General features: G+C 64.4%; 18 protein-coding genes. All 18 read left to right on the plus strand.

Annotated features, from left to right (window positions below; genetic code table 11):
* Position 1: 1 nt before the first annotated feature.
* The 18 genes from motA (at position 2) to P3T18_RS11140 (ending at position 21,048) form a co-directional block, all read left to right on the plus strand.
* Positions 2-862, plus strand: coding sequence for a flagellar motor stator protein MotA (gene motA, locus P3T18_RS11055; RefSeq protein ID WP_429299930.1), 861 nt, complete (start codon positions 2-4; stop codon positions 860-862).
* A 32-nt stretch (positions 863-894) separates the two neighbouring features.
* A complete protein-coding gene (motB, locus tag P3T18_RS11060; protein WP_429299931.1) occupies positions 895-1,902 on the plus strand; it encodes a flagellar motor protein MotB in 1,008 nt (335 codons plus the stop codon).
* An 84-nt stretch (positions 1,903-1,986) separates the two neighbouring features.
* Complete coding sequence (locus P3T18_RS11065; protein ID WP_429299932.1) at positions 1,987-2,364, plus strand: response regulator; 378 nt, start codon at positions 1,987-1,989, stop codon at positions 2,362-2,364.
* Between the two features lie 87 nt (positions 2,365-2,451).
* On the plus strand, positions 2,452-4,743 hold the full coding sequence (cheA, locus tag P3T18_RS11070) for a chemotaxis protein CheA (RefSeq protein ID WP_429299933.1): 2,292 nt from the start codon (positions 2,452-2,454) through the stop codon (positions 4,741-4,743).
* 69 nt (positions 4,744-4,812) lie between these two features.
* Entirely contained in the window at positions 4,813-5,349 is a 537-nt protein-coding gene (locus P3T18_RS11075; protein WP_429299934.1) for a chemotaxis protein CheW, read from the plus strand.
* A gap of 39 nt (positions 5,350-5,388) precedes the next feature.
* On the plus strand, positions 5,389-7,236 hold the full coding sequence (locus tag P3T18_RS11080) for a methyl-accepting chemotaxis protein (protein ID WP_429299935.1): 1,848 nt from the start codon (positions 5,389-5,391) through the stop codon (positions 7,234-7,236).
* A gap of 205 nt (positions 7,237-7,441) precedes the next feature.
* Entirely contained in the window at positions 7,442-8,404 is a 963-nt protein-coding gene (locus P3T18_RS11085) for a CheR family methyltransferase (protein ID WP_429299936.1), read from the plus strand.
* Positions 8,401-9,174: a chemoreceptor glutamine deamidase CheD gene (gene cheD, locus P3T18_RS11090; RefSeq protein WP_429299937.1), complete on the plus strand. Its 774-nt coding sequence runs from the start codon at positions 8,401-8,403 to the stop codon at positions 9,172-9,174. The genes P3T18_RS11085 and cheD overlap by 4 nt, the downstream gene beginning before the upstream one ends.
* A gap of 5 nt (positions 9,175-9,179) precedes the next feature.
* Positions 9,180-10,268: a protein-glutamate methylesterase/protein-glutamine glutaminase gene (locus P3T18_RS11095; RefSeq protein WP_429300092.1), complete on the plus strand. Its 1,089-nt coding sequence runs from the start codon at positions 9,180-9,182 to the stop codon at positions 10,266-10,268.
* 73 nt (positions 10,269-10,341) lie between these two features.
* Positions 10,342-10,737, plus strand: coding sequence for a chemotaxis response regulator CheY (gene cheY / locus P3T18_RS11100; RefSeq protein ID WP_429299938.1), 396 nt, complete (start codon positions 10,342-10,344; stop codon positions 10,735-10,737).
* Between the two features lies 1 nt (position 10,738).
* Positions 10,739-11,449 (plus strand): protein phosphatase CheZ, encoded by a 711-nt coding sequence (gene cheZ / locus P3T18_RS11105; RefSeq protein ID WP_429299939.1) that lies wholly within the window; start codon positions 10,739-10,741, stop codon positions 11,447-11,449.
* Positions 11,450-11,777: 328 nt separating this feature from the next.
* Positions 11,778-12,332, plus strand: a complete 555-nt coding sequence (locus tag P3T18_RS11110) for a DUF2844 domain-containing protein (protein ID WP_429299940.1) — start codon at positions 11,778-11,780, stop codon at positions 12,330-12,332.
* Between the two features lie 15 nt (positions 12,333-12,347).
* Positions 12,348-13,649, plus strand: coding sequence for a DUF3443 domain-containing protein (locus tag P3T18_RS11115; protein WP_429299941.1), 1,302 nt, complete (start codon positions 12,348-12,350; stop codon positions 13,647-13,649).
* A 165-nt stretch (positions 13,650-13,814) separates the two neighbouring features.
* On the plus strand, positions 13,815-15,032 hold the full coding sequence (flhB, locus tag P3T18_RS11120) for a flagellar biosynthesis protein FlhB (protein WP_429299942.1): 1,218 nt from the start codon (positions 13,815-13,817) through the stop codon (positions 15,030-15,032).
* Entirely contained in the window at positions 15,029-17,128 is a 2,100-nt protein-coding gene (flhA, locus tag P3T18_RS11125; RefSeq protein ID WP_429299943.1) for a flagellar biosynthesis protein FlhA, read from the plus strand. Before flhB ends, flhA begins: the two co-directional genes overlap by 4 nt.
* 360 nt (positions 17,129-17,488) lie before the next feature.
* A complete protein-coding gene (gene flhF, locus P3T18_RS11130) occupies positions 17,489-19,423 on the plus strand; it encodes a flagellar biosynthesis protein FlhF (RefSeq protein ID WP_429299944.1) in 1,935 nt (644 codons plus the stop codon).
* Positions 19,416-20,285 carry a MinD/ParA family ATP-binding protein gene (locus P3T18_RS11135; protein ID WP_429299945.1) on the plus strand — a complete coding sequence of 290 codons (870 nt, stop codon included), beginning with the start codon at positions 19,416-19,418 and terminating at the stop codon, positions 20,283-20,285. Before flhF ends, P3T18_RS11135 begins: the two co-directional genes overlap by 8 nt.
* A gap of 28 nt (positions 20,286-20,313) precedes the next feature.
* Positions 20,314-21,048 carry an RNA polymerase sigma factor FliA gene (locus P3T18_RS11140; RefSeq protein ID WP_429299946.1) on the plus strand — a complete coding sequence of 245 codons (735 nt, stop codon included), beginning with the start codon at positions 20,314-20,316 and terminating at the stop codon, positions 21,046-21,048.
* Positions 21,049-21,053 lie beyond the last annotated feature (5 nt).

The raw sequence follows: 21,053 nt of genomic DNA on the forward strand, positions 1-21,053 counted from the left end.
AGTGCTGATTTTCGTGGGAACACTCGTGACGCTTTTGTCCGTTTTCGGCGGTTACGCGCTGGAAGGCGGCCATCTTGGCGCGCTGTTGCAACCCGTCGAAGTGCTGATGATCGTGGGCGCCGGGGTCGGCGCGTTCATTCTCGGCAACGGAATGAAGACGATCAAGGCGACGCTGCGCGTCATTCCAACCCTGTTCAAGGGCGCGAAGTACAACAAGGACGTGTACATGGAGCTGATGGCGCTTCTGTACGTCCTGCTGGCCAAGGCGCGTAAGGAAGGCACGCTGACGCTGGAAGCCGACATCGACGATCCGTCGAAAAGCCCGATCTTCACGCAATACCCGAAGATTCTCGCCGACGAGCATATCGTCGAGTTTCTGACCGACTACCTGCGTCTGATGGTCGGCGGCAACATGAATGCGTTCGAGATCGAAAGCCTGATGGACGAGGAGATCGAAACGCATCACCACGAAGGCGAAGCGCCGGCGCATGCGTTGAACAAGGTCGGCGACGCCATGCCGGCGTTCGGTATCGTGGCCGCGGTGATGGGCGTGGTGCACACCATGGCTTCCGCCGACAAGCCGCCCGCTGTGCTCGGCGAGATGATCGCCCAGGCGCTGGTCGGCACCTTCCTCGGCATTCTGCTTTCCTACGGCCTGATCGGACCGCTCGCCAGCGTCGCCGAACAGCGCGTGACCGAGTCGACCAAGATGTTCCAGTGCATCAAGGTGACGATTCTGGCCAGCCTGAACGGCTACGCACCGGCGATCGCCGTCGAATTCGGCCGCAAGGTGCTCTTCTCGACCGAACGCCCGTCGTTCGCCGAGCTGGAAGAGCACGTGCGCCGCGTCAAGGCCAAGTAAAGAACCGCTAGAGGCCACCGGGAACCGAATCGATGAGCAAGGACAAAGACCGCGCCATTGTCGTCAAGCGCGCCGCGCCGAAGAAGGCCGGCCACCATGGCGGCGCCTGGAAGCTCGCGTACGCGGACTTCATGACCGCGATGATGGCGTTCTTCCTGCTGATGTGGCTGCTGAGTTCGGCGTCCACCGTGCAGTTGCGCGGCATCGCGGACTACTTCAACCAGCCGTTGAAGATCACGCTGTGGGGCGGCGATCGCAGCGCCGAGGATTCGAGCATTCTGAAAGGCGGCGGCCGCGATATTTCGACCGACGCACAAGGCGTGACGCGCGCCACCGACGGCTCGACCGCGCGCGCCGAACGCACCGCTTCGCACAACAACGAAGAGTCGGTCAAGCAGTTGCAGGGTGAACTGGAGCGGCGCGAGCAGGCTCGGCTGCACGACCTGCAGGTCAAGCTGATGGCCGCGATCGAAGCGAATCCGGTGCTGCGTCAGTTCAAGCAGCAGATCCGCATCGACTCGACGCTCACGGGCCTGCGCATCGAAATCGTCGATTCGCAGAAACGGCCGATGTTTGCCACCGCCAGAGACGTGGTCGAACCGTATATGCGCGACATTCTGCGCGAGATCGGCCACACGCTGAACGACGTGCCGAACCGCATCATCGTGCAGGGTCACACCGACGCCGTGCAATACGCGGGTGGCGAGAAGGGCTACAGCAACTGGGAACTGTCGGCGGACCGCGCCAATGCGTCGCGCCGCGAGTTGATCAGCGGCGGCATGGACGAAGCGAAGGTGATGCGCGTGCTCGGCCTCGCGTCGACGCAGAACCTGAACAAGGCGAATCCGATGGACCCGGAAAATCGCCGCATCAGCATCATCGTGCTGAACAGGAAGTCCGAGGAGGCGCTCGATCACGACGACTCCACGACCACCACCCTGTCGGACGACGCAGCCGGCTCCAAGCCGCTGCTGCAAAAAATTGCGCAACCGGTGACGGTTGCTCCGAAGTTGCCGGCAGTGGTGCCGGCAGCCCAGTAACAGACAGCGACCGCCAGGCCGTCGCACGCGCCCGACCGGCGCGCACGGCAGGGTGGTCCATAGCGTAAGTGCAGCGAGGTTTTCATGATCAGGCACATCCTGGCAATCGACGATTCGGCATCGATGCGGCAGATTCTCTCCGCCACGCTGACGACGGCCGGCTATGAGGTGACGCTTGCGGCGGACGGCATCGAAGGGCTCGAAAACGCGCTCGCCATGTCGTTCGATCTCGTCCTCACCGACCAGCACATGCCCGGCAAGACCGGTCTCGATCTGATCACGGCGCTGCGCAACAACCCGGCTTATCAGGCAACGCCCATCCTCGTCCTCACGACGGAATCAGGCGAGCCTTTCAAGGCGGCGGCGCGGGCCGCGGGAGCCACCGGCTGGATCGAAAAGCCCCTCGACCCCGACATGTTGACCGAACTGGTGGCGGCGCTGGCCGAACAGGACCACGCATAAGCGCCACCCTTAAAACAGTTTTAGAAGCTATCGACGCGGCGGCACGGCAGCCCAAGCCTAGACAGGAACTCTCGCGGTGACCCAGGCATGACACTCGACATCACTCAGTTCTATCAGACGTTTTTCGACGAAGCGGACGAACTGCTCGCGCAGATGGAGCAGTTGCTGCTCGATCTGGACATCGCCCATCCGGACCCCGAAGACCTCGCGGCAATTTTCCGCGCGGCGCATTCGATCAAGGGTGGTGCGGCGACGTTCGGCTTTACCGCGCTGACGGAAACGACCCACATTCTCGAATCGCTGCTCGACCGCGCACGCAATAACGAACTCGTGCTGCGCAAGGACATGATCGACACGTTCCTCGAAACCAAGGACGTGTTGTCGGGCCAGCTCGCCGACTATCGGGCGAGCGCCGAGCCGGACGCCGCGGTCGCCAAGGCAATCTGCGCGAAGCTCGAAAAACTGAACGCCGAAAGCAGCATGGACGCCGCACCGGCAGCCAGCGCGGCACCGGCTGCAGTGCAGGCAGCACAGGCAGGTCCCGCAACACCCGGCGGTACGCCGCCGGAGCACGTCGTCGAACAGGTGGTGCAATCGGCGACGGGTGAATGGAACGACGGCGAACCGGCGCAGACCGGCGAGGCCGCAGGGAACGGCGCTGCAAACGACGGCGCCGGCCCGCATCTGAAAATTACGCTACGGGGCGTTGGTGAGAAGGACCAGGAACTGCTGGCCGAAGAGCTCGGCAACCTGGGGAACATCGTTGGGCAGGTCAAAAGCGGCGGCGATCTCACGCTGTGGCTCCAGACCGATGTGACCTCCGACGACATCATCGCCGTGTGCTGTTTCGTGATCGACGAAAGTCAGATCACGATCGGCCGCGGCACCGCACCGGCGGACGAGACACAGCAAGGCGAACCTGGAACGCCGGACGCTGGGTCTTCGTCGCCGGCGCAACCAGCACAGGCAGTACATGCTGAGCAGGCCGCATCGTCGGCACAGGCGGCCCACACCGCAGCGCCCGCTCACGCACCCACTCATGGTCTGTTCGACGCACCGGCTGCTTCGCCGGCCGCTTCGGTCCCCGCTGCGGCGCCTGCCGCCGCGGCGCCCGCGGCAGCCAGCGCGGCGCAGCCCGCGGCCGAGCAGGACCGCAAGGCAGCACGTCCGGCCGCGGCGGCCGGCGGCGCGGAAGGCAGCTCGATTCGCGTCGGCGTCGAAAAGGTCGATCAGCTGATCAACCTGGTCGGCGAACTGGTGATTACGCAAGCCATGCTGGCGGAAACCACCAGCACGTTCGATCCGGCGCTGCACGATCGCCTGTTCAACGGCATGGCGCAGCTCGAGCGCAACGCGCGCGATCTGCAGGAAGCGGTGATGTCGATCCGCATGATGCCGATGGATTACGTGTTCAGCCGCTTCCCGCGTCTGGTGCGCGATCTGGCGGCAAAACTCGGCAAGGAAGTGGAACTCGTCACCTTCGGTCAGGCGACCGAACTCGACAAGAGCCTGATCGAACGCATCATCGACCCGCTGACTCACCTGGTGCGCAACAGTCTCGACCACGGCATCGAAACCGTGGAAGCGCGGCGCGCGGCGGGCAAGGATTCGACCGGCCAGCTGGTGCTGTCGGCGGCACATCATGGCGGCAACATCGTCATCGAAGTGAGCGACGACGGCGCGGGTCTGCGCCGCGACAAGATTCTCGCGAAGGCGGCGAAGCAGGGCATGCAGGTCAGCGAGACCATGTCCGACGAAGAAGTCTGGAACCTGATTTTCCTGCCGGGATTCTCGACGGCGGAACAGGTCACGGACGTCTCGGGCCGTGGCGTCGGCATGGACGTGGTGAAGCGCAACATCCAGTCGATGGGTGGTCACGTGGAAATCACCTCGCATGCGGGCAAGGGCAGCACCACGCGCATCGTGTTGCCGCTCACGCTGGCGATTCTCGACGGCATGTCCGTCAAGGTCGGCAACGAGATTTTCATCCTGCCGCTGAACTTCGTGATGGAGTCGCTGCAACCGCAAGCCGAAGACATCTACACGGTCGCCAACGGCGAGCGCGTGGTGCGCGTGCGCGGAGAATATCTGCCGCTCGTCGCGTTGCACGAAGTGTTCAACGTCGAGGAAGCGAAGCAGGAACCGACGCAAGGCATCGTCACCATCATGCAGACGGAAGGACGCCGCTTTGCGATGTTGATCGACGAACTGGTCGGCCAGCAGCAGGTGGTCGTGAAGAATCTCGAAACGAATTACCGCAAGGTGCACGGCATTTCCGCCGCGACCATTCTGGGCGACGGCAGCGTCGCACTGATCGTGGACGTGGCGGCACTGAACCGCGAAACACGTCACGCGCACGGCGCAATGAGCCTTGCGTGATGAACACGATGCAAGCAGTACGCGCAACTCCGACTCAATTTAAATCATCCCAACCGTTTGGGGGCTAACGTGGCAGAAGTCCAATCCATCAATTCGAACGTCGCGAGCGCGAACGGTGCGAATGCCCGCCGCGACGCGCAGCAGGCAGACGCCGGCGGTCAGGAATTCCTCGTCTTCACGCTCGGCGCCGAAGAGTACGGCATCGACATTCTCAAGGTGCAGGAAATCCGCGGTTACGACAACGTGACGCGAATCGCCAATGCGCCGGATTTCATCAAGGGCGTGATCAATCTGCGCGGCATCATCGTGCCGATCGTGGACATGCGCATCAAGTTCCATCTCGGCCGCGTCGAATACGACCACCAGACCGTCGTGATCATCCTGAACGTCGCGCATCGCGTGGTCGGGATGGTGGTGGACGGCGTGTCGGACGTGCTCACGCTCGCCACCGACCAGATCATGCCGGCGCCGGAATTCGGCGCGACGCTCACGACCGAGTACCTCACGGGTCTGGGCACCGTCGACGGCCGCATGCTGATCCTGATGGACATCGAAAAGCTGATGACCAGCCGTGAGATGGCGCTGATCGAAACGCTCGGCGCCTGATTTTCGTAGCAGAGACAAATCGCAACAGGGAGCGTCAAGATGCTGAGCAGGTGGTCGATTCGCACTTCGCTGACGGTGGTGGGGATCATTCTGGTCGCGCTGACCGTGGTGGTCGGCGCGCTGGGTTTAACCGCGCTGAACGGCGCGAGCCAGTCGCTCGACCGGATCGCGCGCGGCGACCTCGTCGCCATTCACGCGCTCGACGACGCCTCGGCGTACCTGTTGCGCTCGCGTCTCGCCGTCGATCGTTTCAACACGCTGTCGGCCGCCGGTAACGCGGACGAAGCGAAGAAAGCGATCGACCGCGCGCAGGAACTGCTTACCAAGGGCAACCAGAGCTGGCAGACCTATCTCGATGCGCCGAAAACCGACATCGATCAGGCGCTGCTCGACGACGTGCTGGCGAAACATACGAGCGTGATGCACGAGGGCGTCGATCCCGAGTTCGCCGCGCTGAACGCCAACGACATGGCCGCCTATCACGCCATCGCCGATACGAAGATCAGCCCGATGTTCATCGCCTACGACGGCGCGGCGTCGGCGGTCATCAAGGCGTTGCAGCAGAGCGCGGTGGATCAGCAGGCAGCGGCGCAGTCGAACATTTCGCTGATGACCACGCTGATCATCGGCATCACCGTGCTGGCGCTGTTGCTGGTGGTGGCGATCCGTTTCGCGTTGCGCGGCCTGATCGTGCAGCCGCTCGCCGACGCCACGGCCTGCTTCGAGCGGATCGCTTCGGGCGATCTGTCGGAGCACATCGAAGTGTTCAGCCGTAACGAGATCGGCCGCCTGTTTTCCGGCATCAAGCGCATGCAGGAAAGCATGTCGAAGATGGTGAAAGCGGTTCATACCAGTACCGAATCGATCGACACCGGCGCGCGCGAAATCGCCATGGGCAATACGGACCTCTCGCAGCGCACCGAGCAGCAGGCTGCCTCGCTGCAGGAAACGGCGTCGAGCATGGAGCAACTGACCGGCACCGTGCGGCAGAACGCCGAGAACGCGCGTCAGGCGAGCCAATTGGCCGTCAACGCTTCGGACATCGCGACACGCGGCGGCGCCGTGGTGGGCGAAGTCGTCACGACGATGCAGGGCATCGCGGCCAGCTCGAACAAGGTCGTCGACATCATCGGCGTGATCGAAGGCATTGCCTTCCAGACCAATATTCTCGCGTTGAACGCGGCCGTGGAAGCGGCGCGGGCAGGCGAACAGGGCCGCGGCTTCGCGGTCGTGGCCGGCGAAGTGCGCAGCCTCGCGCAGCGCAGCGCGAGCGCTGCGAAGGAAATCAAGGAATTGATCGGCGACTCCGTCGACAAGGTGCAAAGCGGTTCGGCGCTGGTCGGCCGTGCCGGCACCACGATGGAAGAGATCGTGCAGGCCGTGCGCCGCGTGACCGACATCATGGGCGAAATCAGCGCGGCCTCGGAAGAGCAGTCGGGCGGCATCGAACAGGTGAATCGCGCTGTCGTGCAGATGGACGAAGTCACGCAGCAGAACGCGGCGCTGGTCGAACAGGCAGCTGCCGCGGCAGCGTCGCTCGAAGAGCAGACGCGTCAGTTGCAGTCGGTGGTGAACGTGTGGAAGGTGGCGGGCGCACAGACGGGCGGCGTATCGAATGCGGCGCGCGGCGGCAGCAGGCATGCGCCGTCGAAAGTGTCGGCGCAGGCGCCGGCCAGAACGTCGCACGTAGCGGGCAATCAGGCCGACAGCGGTGCGCTGAACGCGCCGTCGCAAGCAGGCAGAACGGTGACGGCCGAAGCCGGCGCCGCACGCGCCGAGCCGGTGTTGAAGCCGAAGGCGGCGCGCCCGGCAGCCGAATCCGCAGCACGCCCGGTTGTCGCGAGCGCGGCGTCGGCCGGCTCGGACGCGGACTGGGAAACGTTTTAGGACAGTGGTACAGAGACATGCAGTCATTCGGCATCTCGCTCCATGGTGAGCGAATCATCGAAGCACGCCCGCTCGGCGTGTCGCGGGCCGACTGCGTGTTGGCAGAACTCGCGGGCGGGCGCGACCCCGCGAACACAATCCCTTTCATCGGTGCCGAAGGCGCCGGCGAAAAGCGGGATGGCTCGTATTGCAGGCAGGAACATTCATGATGGCAACGCGCGCACAGCAACGTCCGCTTCCGGGAACGACGGAGCGGACTGAACCGGCCAGGTCCGGCGAGCAGGGACGGGATTTCGAATTCACGTCGGCGGACTTCGCCCGTATTCGTGACCTGATTCATCGCAGCGCGGGCATTTCGCTGTCCGATCACAAGCGCGACATGGCGTACAGCCGTCTGGCGCGCCGGCTGCGTTCACGCGGTCTCGACACGTTCAGGCAGTACCTCGATCTGCTCGAAGCGGAGAACGATCCCGCCGAGTGGGAAGCGTTCACCAACGCGCTGACGACCAACCTCACGGCTTTTTTCCGCGAAGCCCATCACTTTCCGATTCTTGCCGAATTCGTGCCGCGCCGCGCGCAGCCGGTTTCGGTGTGGTGCTCCGCTGCCTCGACCGGCGAAGAGCCGTATTCGATCGCGATGACGCTGATCGAAGCGCTCGGCGAAAGCGGCGCGCGTCAGGCTTCCGTACTGGCCACGGACATCGACACCCAGGTGCTGGCTAAAGCCGCTTCCGGCATGTACCAGTTCGACCAGGTGAAGCATCTGTCGCCCGAGCGTCTGAAGCGCTTTTTCCTGAAGGGCACCGGCGCGCATGCCGGCATGGTCAAGGTGCGTCCGGAAGTGCGCGCGATGGTGCGCTTCGAACAGCTCAATCTGACCGACCGCGATTACCAGTTGCGCACGCAGTTCGACGCGATCTTCTGCCGCAACGTGATGATCTATTTCGACAAGCCGACGCAGGCGCAAGTGCTCGCGCGCTTCGAACCGCTGATGAAGTCGGGCGGCCTGCTGTTCGCCGGTCACTCGGAAAACTTCACCTATGTGACGCAGGCGTTCAGGCTGCGCGGCCAGACTGTCTACGAACTGACGCGCGACGCCGGCACTTCGCCGCGCGCACCGGCACGCGGCGCGACGCACGGCAGCCACGCAGGCGGGGTGACCGTATGAGCACCCGTCTGCCGATCGCCACCAATCTCTATTTCGACAATCACTTCCAGCGTCCGGGCGTGAAGCTGTTGCCAAACGAGTTCTACACCACGCATGAAGACATGGTGCTCGTCACCGTGCTCGGCTCGTGCGTGGCGGCCTGCATTCAGGACCGCACGGCGGGCATCGGCGGCATGAACCATTTCATGCTGCCCGACGACGGCGCGGACGTCGGCCAGGCCGCGTCGGACTCGATGCGCTACGGCGCCTACGCCATGGAAGTGCTGATCAACGAACTCATCAAGGCCGGCGGCCGGCGCGAGCGTTTCGAAGCCAAGGTATTCGGCGGCGGCGCGGTGCTGGCCGGCATGACCACGATGAACATCGGCGACCGCAATTCGGAATTCGTGCGCCGTTATCTGGCGCTCGAAAAGATCCGCATCGTCGCCGAAGACCTGCAGGGCAATCACCCGCGCAAGGTCGCCTTCATGCCGCGCACCGGCCAGGTGATGGTGAAAAAACTGCGCCTGCAACAGGAGGCGGGCGTGGCGGAGCGCGAACAGGCGCTCGTGCGGCAAAGCGCGGAAGCGCGTGCCGAGCGTCTCGCGGCGGCGCGCAAGCGGGTTGAACTGTTTTCGACGCCGGCTGCGGCGCGTCCCAAGGTCGAACTGTTCGGCTCGACGGCGGCGCCCGCTGCACCTGCTCCGTCCGCGCGACCCAGGATCGAGCTGTTCGGCGCCGGCGCGCGCCCGGCCAATTCAAACAACGCCAGAACTACAGAGGAGGCGTGAGCGCTGTGCAAAAAATCAAGGTATTGTGCGTCGACGATTCGGCGCTGATCCGCAGCCTGATGACGGAAATCATCAATGGCCAGCCGGACATGACAGTCGTGGCGACCGCACCCGACCCGCTCGTGGCGCGTGATCTCATCAAGCAGCACAACCCGGACGTGTTGACGCTCGACGTCGAAATGCCGCGGATGGATGGCCTCGACTTTCTCGAGAAGCTGATGCGCCTGCGGCCGATGCCGGTCGTGATGGTGTCGTCGCTGACCGAACGCGGTAACGAAATCACGCTGCGCGCGCTCGAACTCGGCGCGGTGGATTTCGTCACCAAGCCGAAGGTCGGGATTCGCGACGGCATGCTCGACTACTCGGAAAAGCTCGCCGACAAGATTCGCGCGGCAGCCCGTGCGCGCGTGCGTCAGTCCGCGCCGGTGCAGCATGCCGCCGCCCACGCGGCGCATGCGCCGGTCGGCGCGGCGCCGCTGTTCAACAATCCGCTGCTGAGTACCGAGAAGCTGATCATCGTGGGCGCCTCGACGGGCGGCACCGAAGCGATCCGCGAAGTGCTCGTGCCGCTGCCGCCGGATGCGCCCGCCGTGCTGATCGCGCAGCATATGCCGCCGGGTTTCACAAAATCTTTTGCACAACGCCTCAATGGTTTGTGCCGGATTACCGTTAAAGAGGCAGAGCACGGCGAACGCGTGCTGCCGGGACATGCGTATATCGCGCCTGGTCACGCTCACCTGTTGCTTGCACGCAGCGGTGCGAACTATATTGCGCATCTGTCGGACGAACCGCCGGTCAACCGTCATCGTCCGTCGGTGGACGTGCTGTTCCGCTCGGCCGCGCAGCATGCCGGGAAGAACGCGGTCGGCGTGATCCTGACCGGCATGGGACGCGACGGCGCCGCGGGACTACTGGACATGAAAAAAGCAGGGGCGTATACCCTTGCGCAGGACGAAGCGAGCTGTATCGTGTTCGGCATGCCGCGCGAAGCCATTGCGCTCGGCGCCGCGGATGAAATTGCCGCGCTGCCGGAAATGAGCCGGCGTGTGATGGCGCGTCTGTCGTCGATGGGCGATCGCGTCCAGCGGGTATGATGCGCGGGCCTGACACAGGTCTGACAGAACTGGCGGTCATGCGCCGCACCATGGATCAAGCAAAGGGAATGAAATGGATAAGGGAATGAAGATTCTGGTAGTTGACGACTTTCCGACGATGCGCCGGATCGTCCGCAACCTCCTCAAGGAACTCGGTTACTCGAACGTCGACGAAGCGGAAGACGGTCAGGCTGGTCTCGCGCGTCTGCGCGGAGGCACCTACGAGTTCGTGATCTCCGACTGGAACATGCCGAACCTCGACGGTCTGGCCATGCTCAAGGAAATCCGCGCCGACGCTAACCTCTCGCACCTGCCGGTGCTGATGGTGACGGCCGAATCCAAGAAGGAAAACATCATCGCGGCGGCGCAAGCCGGTGCGAGCGGTTATGTCGTCAAGCCCTTCACGGCCGCGACGCTCGACGAGAAGCTCAACAAGATTCTCGAGAAGATGGCCAAGACCGGGAGCTGATGTGAATCTGCCGACCAACGCGCAAGACGCCGAAGCGGGCATCGAAAGCGGGGACTTCGCGTCCGACCGTATTCTGGCCCGTATCGGCCATCTGACCCGCACGCTGCGCGACTCGATGCGCGAGCTCGGGCTCGACAAGCATGTCGAGCGTGCGGCGGAAGCCGTGCCCGACGCCCGCGACCGTCTGAAGTACATCGCGAACATGACCGAGCAGGCCGCCGAACGCGTCCTGTCGGCAATCGACATCGCGAAGCCGATCCAGACGCAGTTGCAGCAGGACGCGGCCGAACTGGATGCGCGCTGGGAGAAGTGGTACGAGGCGCCGATCGAACGCGAGGAAGTGCGCGCGGTCATCAAGGACACGCGCACGTTCCTGCGCGGCGTGCCGGAAGCCACCACCGCCACCAATTCACAGCTGATGGAAATCATGCTGGCGCAAGACTTCCAGGATCTGACCGGCCAGGTCATCAAGAAGATTACGGAAGTCGTGTATCTGATCGAGCAGCAGCTGCTCGGCGTGCTGGTCGAGAACATCGCGCTCGAACGGCGCGAGCAGTTCGCGGCGAATGCGGCGGCGCTGGCGGCAGAGCCGTCGTCCACGGGTAGCCCCGAAGGTCTGCTGAATGGCCCGCAGATCAATCCGGAAGGCAAGACGGACGTGGTGCAGGATCAATCGCAAGTGGACGATCTGCTTGCGAGCCTGGGCTTCTAGGCCCGGCATTGAGCAGACCATAGCCGCGCGGCCTTGCCACGCGGCGCGTCCTCGGAGCGGCATGCCAACGGCGAGGTCGTGGCAAGGCGGAAGGAACGCGGTAGCAAGCTGCGCGCCTGCAAAAGCGTGCTTCCTTTCGTCACGAGAGCACAGGCATACTACGAGCGCAAGCAACGGCGCAGCTTCCCGGTGAGCGGTCGGCATCGGGCGGTGACACGGTGAAGAAGCCTTCCAGCGTGTGACCGGAGCGGTGCCGTATGATCTGCCTACATGCGGCCGGTTCGCACGACGTGCGTGCCGCGCGGCAGCCGCTCGGAGGAGCCTCGCTATGTGGAGTCGTGTGCGCCGCGCCGTGTCCGTCACGGCGATTGCCTTGATCAGTTCCCTGCTAGCCGTGCAGGCCGCTCATGCGGCGCTGGGCGGCACGCCAATGACACCCCCAGCCGACGCCTCGGTTTCCTCGCGCGTCGTCCAGCCTGTTTCGAATGCGTCCAGTGTGGCCCGCTCGGCCGCCAGCGCCGCGTCTTCCGCTTCTTCGTCTTCTGCTTCCAGTTCAAGTTCCGGGTCCTACACCGTCCGCGAGACCAAACTCGGCAACGGCACGGTGGTGCGCGAGTATCTGGCCGCGGACGGCTCGGTGTTCGGCCTTGCCTGGCGCGGACCTCAAATGCCGGATCTGAACGATCTGCTCGGCAGCTACTTCCCGCAATACGTGGCCGGTGTGAAGGCCGTGCGCGCCGCGCGCGGCGGCGGCCGTGGGCCGGTCGCGGTCGACCAGAGCAGCCTCGTCGTGCGAAGCGGCGGCCACATGGGCGCGTTCAGCGGCCAGGCCTGGCTGCCGCCCGCGCTGCCCGCCGGCGTCAGCGGTTCCGACATCCAGTAATGCGAGGACCGAACCATGCGAACCTTTCGTATCGCTGAGCAGTTCAGAAGCTGGATACAAGCCGCGGCAGTCGTGGCGCTGGTGTCGATCGTCGCGGCTTGCGGTGGTGGTGGCGGCTCCAGTTCCAGCAACAACACGCTCGACCCGCTGAACGGCGGCACGCTGCCCGCCAGCCCGACCCAGCAGCCGATTGCGTCGAACGCGTCCAATACCGTGCCGATCACGGTCGGACGAGGCGTGCAGGGCGTCATCAATATTCCGACGGTGAGTGTGTCGATCTGCGCGCCCGGCTCGACCACCAATTGTCAGACCATCAATAACATTCAGGTGGATACCGGTTCGTTCGGTCTGCGGATCGTGGGCTCGGTGCTCAATTCGGCACTGCTCAATGCGCTGCCGGTCAACAGCATTGGTTCGAGCGGCGCACAACTCGCCGAGTGCGCCACCTTCGCCGACGGCTACACCTGGGGCACCGTGCGCAACGCCAGCGTAGGAATTGGCGGCGAGGCGACGTCGACGGCCATCCCGATGCAGATCATCGGCGATCTGTCCGCGAGCAGCGTGCCCACGCGCGCCTGCGGCAGCGGGTCGGCGGAGAACACGGTGAGCGACCTCGGCGCGAACGGCATTCTCGGCATCGGCACCTCGACCACCGACTGCGGCGCGACTTGCGCCAACGCGGCGACCGCGGCCACCTACAGCAACTACTTCGCCTGCACGAACGGCGCCTCGTGCGTTCGCACGGCGGTGCCGCTCGCGCAGCAGGTGGCCAATCCGGTCGCCCATTTCACCGCCGACAACAACGGCGTGATCGTGCAGATGCCGCCGGTGTCGAATACCGGCCAGGCCTCGGCCGCCGGCACACTGGTGTTCGGGATCGGGACGCAGGCAAACAACGCGCTGACCGCCGCCCAGACCTACACCACGGATACCTTCGGCGATCTGAACAACAGCGTCTATAACGGCACGACGGTGCAGGCGTTCCTCGATTCGGGCTCGAACGGCTATTTCTTCGCCGACAGTTCGCTCGCCCAATGCACCGGCAATCTGGCGGGCTTCTATTGTCCGGGCTCGGCGCAGACCCGTTCCGTCACCCTGGTGGGGCTCAACGGCACGAAGAGCGCCGCCAGCATCGGGATCCTGAGTGCGGCGACGCTCTTCAGCAACACCAGCAATTACGCCTTCAACGACCTCGCCGGGCAGATCGGCGGCAACAGCAGCTTCGATGTCGGGCTGCCGTTCTTTTATGGCCGATATATCTACTACGGCTTCGATCTGACCGCGAACGGCGGCGCGGCGCCCTACGTCGCCTTCTAGCACGTTCGTCGATCCGGACGCCGCGCCGGGACGCGCGGCGTCCGGGTCATCCCTCGAAATACCCCCCTTTCTCCGCCCTTATCCGCCGATCGTCGCTTGCGTCGAGCGGGAATAATCGCTCTCACTGGAAAGAGGCGTCGTGCCTCGCCCGACTGGAGAGCTTTTGTGGCAGAGGATAGCGACCTCGAAAAAACCGAATCAGCCACTCCCCGGCGCCTGCAAAAGGCGCGCGAGGAAGGGCAGATCGTGCGTTCGCGGGAGCTGTCGACGTTTGCGCTGCTCGGCGCCGGCTTCTTCGGCGTGTGGGGCATGTCCGGCAGCATCGGCGAGCATCTGCAGAACATGCTGCGCGCCGCATTCACCTTCGACCACGCGAGCGTCTTCGAGACGCGGCGCATGCTGATCGGCGCGGGTGCGGCGAGCCGCGAAGGCTTGCTGACCCTGCTGCCGATCCTCGGCTTCACCGGCGCCGCCGCCCTGCTTGCGCCGATGGCGCTCGGCGGCTGGCAGTTGTCCGCGAAGGGACTCGAACCCAAGTTCGAACGCCTCAACCCGATCTCCGGGCTCGGCAAGATATTCTCGATCAACGGTCCGGCCCAGCTCGTCATGTCGCTTGCGAAGACGCTGGTGGTCGGTCTGATCGGCGGCACGGCGATCTGGAATCGCCGCGAAGAGATTCTCGCGCTGGCGACCCAGCCGTTGCAGCTCGCGCTCGCCAACACCGTCCATCTGATCGCCGTTTGCTGCGGCATGACGGTGGCCGGCATGTTCGTGGTGGCCGCGATGGACGTGCCGTATCAGCTCTGGCAGTTCCACAAGAAACTGCGCATGACCAAGGAAGAAGTGAAGCGCGAGCATCGCGAAAGCGAAGGCGACCCGCACGTGAAGGGCCGGATTCGCGCGCAGCAGCGTGCGATCGCCCGCCGCCGCATGATGACCAACGTGCCGAAGGCCGACGTGGTGGTGACCAACCCGACGCACTTCGCGGTGGCGCTGCAATACACCGACGGCGAGATGCGCGCACCGAAGGTGGTCGCCAAGGGCGTGAACCTGGTGGCCGCGCGGATTCGCGAAATCGCTGCGGAAAACAACGTGCCGTTGCTGGAAGCGCCGCCGCTCGCGCGGGCGCTGTATCACAACGTCGATCTGAATCGCGAGATTCCGGGGCCGTTGTACGGCGCCGTGGCCGAAGTGCTCGCCTGGGTCTATCAACTGCGCCGCTTCAAGACCGAAGGCGGCGAAAAGCCGGCCACGCCGACCGATTTCGACGTGCCTGCTGAACTCGACAAGGGTGGTGTATCGGATGAAGAAGCCGATCAGGAAGCCGCCGACACGCTCAACCCCGCTGTAAATAACGACGACGCTTCAGGAGCCTCCGCATGAACGCTCGCGCCGGATTCCTGTCCCGACGGCCGGATGCCTTCAGCAGCACCAATATGCGCGCCCTCGCCGGGCCGGTGCTGATCTGCATGATCCTCGGCATGATGATTTTGCCGTTGCCGCCGTTTTTGCTGGATCTGCTGTTCACCTTCAACATCGCGCTTTCCGTGATGGTGCTGCTCGTCAGCATGTACACGATGAAGCCGCTCGACTTCGCCGCTTTTCCGAGCGTGCTGCTGTTCTCGACCCTGCTGCGCCTTTCACTGAACGTGGCGTCCACCCGGGTCGTGCTGCTCGAAGGCCACACCGGCCCGGACGCGGCCGGCCAGGTGATCGAGTCGTTCGGCCACTTCCTCGTGGGCGGCAACTTCGCGGTCGGTATCGTCGTCTTTATCATTTTGATGGTGATCAACTTTTCGGTGATCACCAAGGGCGCGGGGCGGATCGCGGAAGTGTCCGCGCGCTTCACGCTCGACGCGATGCCCGGCAAGCAGATGGCGATCGACGCCGACCTGAATGCCGGTCTCATCAACGAAGAACAGGCCCGAAAGCGCCGCGCGGAAGTCTCGCAGGAAGCCGAGTTTTACGGCTCCATGGACGGCGCCAGCAAGTTCGTGCGCGGCGATGCGATTGCCGGTTTGCTGATCATGGTGATCAACATCATCGGCGGGCTGATTGTCGGTATCGTCCAGCACGACATGAGCTTTGCGGCGGCTGGGAAGAACTACACGCTGCTTACCATCGGTGACGGCCTCGTCGCGCAGATTCCTTCGTTGGTGATCTCGACGGCGGCCGGCGTGATCGTCTCGCGGGTGGCCACCAACGAAGACATCGGCACGCAATTGACGGGACAGCTGTTCACCAACCCGCGCGTGCTGATCATCACCGGCTGTATTCTCGTGCTGATGGGACTGATCCCCGGCATGCCGCATTTCGCGTTTCTGATTCTCGGCGGCGGTCTGATCCAACTCGGCCGCACGATGAAAAAGCGCGCCGACGAGCGCAAGAACACGACGGCGCTGGTCGACGTCGCGCCGGCCGCGATGGCACCGGTCGAGAACACCGAAGCCAGCTGGGACGACGTGACGATGATCGACACGCTCGGTCTCGAAGTCGGCTATCGCCTGATTCCGCTCGTCGACAAGAACTCGGACGGCGAACTGCTCAAGCGGATCAAGAGTATCCGCAAGAAGTTCGCACAGGAAATCGGCTTTTTGCCGCCGGTCATTCATATCCGCGACAACCTGGAATTGCGACCGAACGGTTATCGCATCGCGTTGAAGGGCGTGGAAGTGGGCGTGGGCGAGGCGTATCCGGGCCAGTGGCTCGCGATCAACCCCGGCCAGGTGTCCGCAGCGTTGCCCGGCACGCCGACGCAAGATCCGGCCTTCGGTCTGCCGGCCATCTGGATCGACACCAACCTGCGCGAGCAGGCGCAGGTGTACGGCTACACGGTGGTCGATTCGAGCACGGTGGTGGCGACCCACCTGAATCACCTGGTGGTGACGCACGCTTCCGAACTGCTCGGCCGCCGCGAAGTGCAGGCTTTGCTGGAGCGCATGCAGAAGGACACGCCGTCGCTGGTGGACGACCTGGTGCCGAAGTCGCTGCCGCTCACGACACTGCAGAAGGTGCTGCAGAATCTGCTGGAAGAAGGCGTGCCGATCCGCGACATGCGCACGATCCTCGAAGCGTTGTCCGAATACGCACCGAAGGTCACGGACGCACACGACCTCACCGCCGCCGTGCGCCTCGCGCTCGGCCGCGCGATCACGCAGCAGTGGTTCCCCGGCATCGGCGACATGCAGGTGATGGGCCTCGACTCCAACCTCGAACGGGTGCTGTCGCAGGCTTTGTCGACCGGTACCAATCCGGGCCTGGAGCCGGGTCTGGCGCATACGCTGCTGACGGAAACGCAGAAGGCGATGACGCGTCAGCAGAACCTCGGACTCGCGCCGGTGCTGCTGGTACAGCACGCCTTGCGGCCGATGCTCGCGCGCTTCCTGCGTCGCAGCCTGCCGCAGCTGAAGGTGCTCTCGTACGCCGAAGTGCCGGACACGCGCAACATCAAGGTGGTGAATCTGATCGGCGCGCATTGAGGCGAACCGCATTTGGTAGCAAGCCGGACAGCGAATGCCGGCAGATTCAGTTCGACGTCCAGCGTGACGTCTTTTACCGGCGCTTTTTAGCGCCGGTTTTCATTTCCGCGCCTAACTTTTTGCGCCGCGAATTGCCGCCGGGGTACATGCTGCGTCGGCGCGAGCGCCGCTCCGCGCGGCTCTTAAGCGTGTTTCAAACCCGCGTGCGTGTGAATCGGACAACGTTTCCATCGCCCGAATTGCCCGCGTTTATCCATCTTTATCCATCGATCGTCGCTCGACGGGTTTCGCAATAATGATCTCAATGGGAAGCGGTATATCGCCGGTCCGTTAGTCCGTTTACCTCATCGGGGGTCCAGCTTGAACATTCGTAAATTTGTCGGTGCTACCAGTCGTGATGCTCTGCGCCTCGTGCGCGAAGCACTGGGCGCGGACGCAGTCGTCCTGTCCAATCGCACGATGGACGACGGCAGCGTCGAGATCGTCGCACTGGCTGACCGCGACCTCGCGGCCATCGCGCCGAAAGCGCCGCGCAATGCCGCAGGCGCGCCGATGAATGCGCTGGCAGGACAAGCCCCGCTCGCCGCACCGCGCCCGCTGCCGACGATGCAAGCCAATCCGTATGCAGGCGGCATGAGCGGCATGCCCGATGTGTTTTCGTCGGTGTTCGGTGCCAGCCCGGAAGCGGGTGCCGAGAACATGAACAGCCACGCGGCTCACGCGGACACGGCCGACTCTGGCAGCGACACGCTTCCCGCCGTCGCCAAGCCCGTTCCCGCTGCGCCGAAGGCCGCGTTGCCGGGTCTGTCCGCAGCGAAACCGGTGGTGTCCGCCGCACCGTCCAGCGCAGCGCCTGCCGCGCAGCCGGCCGGCGTCGAACAGCCGAGCGCACGCGCTGCCGCTTCGCGCCTGACCGAAGACATCCGCGCCGATCTGCTCAAGGCAGCCGGTGTGCAGTCCGGTCCCGCCGCCAGCGCATCGAAGATCGACGCGCCGCGCACGATGGCCGAATCGAATCCCTGGCTGATCGACCACGCTCGCCGTATTGCCGCCGAACAGCAGGAAGAGGGCGCCTACAGCGCACGTCCCGCCGCGATGACGCCGGCCGCCGCAATGGCCAAAGGCCTGGGCGCCGCTGTCGAACCGGGCATGCACGCCGCGCCGTCGGCCGACAAGCCGGAATGGGCCCGCGAAGCCGCGCAGGTTGCCGCGCGCCGCGCCGCGCAAAAGAATGCGCCGCCGCCCGCAGCCAGCGACGACAGCCGCACGCCCGCGTCGGTTGCCGAAGCGATCAAGGTACGCATGGAACAGGTCGTCAACGACACCGTGATGAGCGAGCTGTCGTCGATGCGCGGCATGATGGAAGAACACTTCGCCGGTCTCCTGTGGGGCGAGCGCCAACGTCGCAACCCGGCGCGCGCCGCGCTCACCAAGCACATGTTCGCGGCGGGCTTCTCGGCGCAACTCGTGCAGATGATGGTCGATAACCTGCCCGACGAAGTCGACAGCATGGAAGGCGGCATGGACTGGGTGCGCTCGGTGCTCGAATCGAACTTGCCGGTGATGGAAGACGAAGACGCGCTGATGGAGCGCGGCGGCGTGTTCGCCCTGATGGGGCCGACGGGCGTCGGCAAGACCACGACTACCGCCAAGCTCGCCGCGCGCTGCGTGATGCGCTTCGGCGCGAGCAAGGTGGCGCTGCTGACCACCGACAGCTACCGTATCGGCGGTCACGAGCAACTGCGTATTTTCGGCAAGATTCTGGGCGTCTCGGTGCATGCCGTGAAAGACGGCGCCGACCTGCAACTCGCGCTCTCCGAGTTGCGCAACAAACACATCGTACTGATCGACACGATCGGTATGAGCCAGCGCGATCGCCTCGTGTCCGACCAGATCGCGATGCTGTGCCGCGCCGGTCAGCCGGTGCAGCGTCTGCTGCTGCTCAACGCAACCAGCCACGGCGACACGCTCAACGAAGTGGTGCAGGCCTATCAGCGCGCGCCGGATCAGCAACCGCTCGCCGGCTGCATCCTGACCAAGCTCGACGAAGCCACCAATCTGGGCGGCGTGCTCGACACGGTGATCCGCTACAAGCTGCCGGTGCATTACGTATCGACCGGTCAGAAAGTGCCGGAAAACCTGTACGTCGCGACGAAGAAGTTCCTCATCAAGAGCGCGTTCTGTATTCCACGCGACAACTCGCCATTCGTGCCGCACGACGACGATATTCCAGCGTTGTTATCCGCGCTGTCCGCGCGTTCGACGGCCGAACTGCACGAGGTGCGCTTTGGATAAGCTCATCTCCGATCAGGCAGAAGGACTGCGGCGGCTGCTGGCAAAGAGCGGTTCGCGGGTGATCGCGGTGACGGGCGGTTCGAGCGGAGTCGGCTGTACGACGACCGTGGTGAATCTCGCTGCAGCGCTCGCGCAGCAGGGCAAGGACGTGCTGGTGATCGACGAATGCCTCGGCGAACGTTCGGTGAGCGGCATGCTCGGCGGCTTGCGCGGGGCGGGCAATTTTTCCGCGGTGATGCGCGGCGACCTGTCGCTCGACGACGCCGCCGCGCGCCATGCGCTCGGGTTCTCGGTGCTGGCCGCGTCGCGCAATAACCGCGAAGGTTATACGGCTGCGCAACTGGGCGTGGTGCTGCACGGTTCCGCCGACGTCGTGCTGATCGATGCGCAACTCGACGAGCACGGTCATCTGTCTTCGCTCGCGATGCAGTCGCACGACGTGATGATCGTCACGCGCGTGGCTGCGCAGGCGATCACCGACACCTATGCCTGCATGAAGCGCCTGCACTACGCGCACGCCACCGCGCAGTTCCGCGTGCTGGTGAACCAGGTGCAGAGCGTGGACGACGCGCATACCGCGTTTGCAAACCTGGCCGGCGTGGCCGGGCGCTACCTGACGGTGGCGCTGGAAGACGCCGGTTGTATTGCCGCCGATGTGCGGATGGCGCGAGCCCTGGAGTTGTCGCGGTGTGTCGTCGATGCGTTTCCATCGACACCGGCCGCGCGGGACTTCCGGCACCTCGCCGCCGAATTGCAGTACTGGCCGATGCGGCCAGCGATGTCGTCGCAAACGCCCTGGATGGCGCCTGCGACAGTTACAGCGGCGCAACACGCCGACCAACCGTCTGCGCAGCTCGCCTGAGAGGCGGCACAAGGACAAGGGGAGCACGATGTATAACGCTCAGGGAAAGATTTCCCAAGCCGAAGTTCTGACGAAGTACGCACCGCTGGTGCGTCGCCTCGGCTTGCAGCTCGTCGCCAAGATGCCGGCGAGCGTCGATCTCGACGATCTGATTCAGGCCGGCATGATCGGTCTGCTGGACGCTGCGGGTCGCTACAAGGAAGATCAGGGCGCGCAGTTCGAGACTTACGCCAGCCAGCGGATTCGCGGCGCGATGCTCGACGAGTTGCGCAGCAACGACTGGTTGCCGCGTAGCTTGCGACGCACGTCGCGCGAAGTGGAAACGGCCGTGCACAAGGTGGAGCAGAACCTGGGCCGTTCCGCGAGCGAGACCGAGATCGCCGAGCATCTGCAGATGCCGCTCGACGAGTATCAGTCGATGCTGCAGGATCTGCACGGCAGCCAGCTGATCTACTACGAAGACTTCGACCGTTCCGCCGACGACGAGCCGTTTCTCGACCGCTACTGCGTCGATCATTCGGACCCGCTCTCCGCGTTGCTGGACGACAGCCTGCGTTCGGCGCTGGTCGAAGCAATCGACCGTTTGCCGGAGCGCGAAAAGCTGCTGATGTCGCTGTACTACGAACGCGGGATGAATCTGCGGGAGATCGGTGCCGTGATGGAAGTGAGCGAATCGCGGGTGTGCCAGTTGCACAGCCAGGCCGTGGCCCGTTTGCGTACACGCTTGCGTGAAATGGCGTGGGCCAACGCCGAAGCGACCTGATGCGC

It is taken from the genome of Paraburkholderia sp. GAS199, from assembly GCF_050436585.1.
GTDB lineage: Bacteria > Pseudomonadota > Gammaproteobacteria > Burkholderiales > Burkholderiaceae > Paraburkholderia.

What these genes read in the sequence shown, in the direction of transcription:
- flhA (WP_429299943.1), top strand. Translation starts at nt 15,029, where the DNA reads ATGAACGCTCGCGCCGGATTCCTGTCCCGACGGCCGGATGCCTTCAGC.
- P3T18_RS11115 (WP_429299941.1), top strand. Translation starts at nt 12,348, where the DNA reads ATGCGAACCTTTCGTATCGCTGAGCAGTTCAGAAGCTGGATACAAGCC.
- P3T18_RS11140 (WP_429299946.1), top strand. Translation starts at nt 20,314, where the DNA reads ATGTATAACGCTCAGGGAAAGATTTCCCAAGCCGAAGTTCTGACGAAG.
- cheA (WP_429299933.1), top strand. Translation starts at nt 2,452, where the DNA reads ATGACACTCGACATCACTCAGTTCTATCAGACGTTTTTCGACGAAGCG.
- cheD (WP_429299937.1), top strand. Translation starts at nt 8,401, where the DNA reads ATGAGCACCCGTCTGCCGATCGCCACCAATCTCTATTTCGACAATCAC.
- P3T18_RS11065 (WP_429299932.1), top strand. Translation starts at nt 1,987, where the DNA reads ATGATCAGGCACATCCTGGCAATCGACGATTCGGCATCGATGCGGCAG.
- P3T18_RS11110 (WP_429299940.1), top strand. Translation starts at nt 11,778, where the DNA reads ATGTGGAGTCGTGTGCGCCGCGCCGTGTCCGTCACGGCGATTGCCTTG.
- P3T18_RS11080 (WP_429299935.1), top strand. Translation starts at nt 5,389, where the DNA reads ATGCTGAGCAGGTGGTCGATTCGCACTTCGCTGACGGTGGTGGGGATC.
- motB (WP_429299931.1), top strand. Translation starts at nt 895, where the DNA reads ATGAGCAAGGACAAAGACCGCGCCATTGTCGTCAAGCGCGCCGCGCCG.
- P3T18_RS11085 (WP_429299936.1), top strand. Translation starts at nt 7,442, where the DNA reads ATGATGGCAACGCGCGCACAGCAACGTCCGCTTCCGGGAACGACGGAG.
- cheY (WP_429299938.1), top strand. Translation starts at nt 10,342, where the DNA reads ATGGATAAGGGAATGAAGATTCTGGTAGTTGACGACTTTCCGACGATG.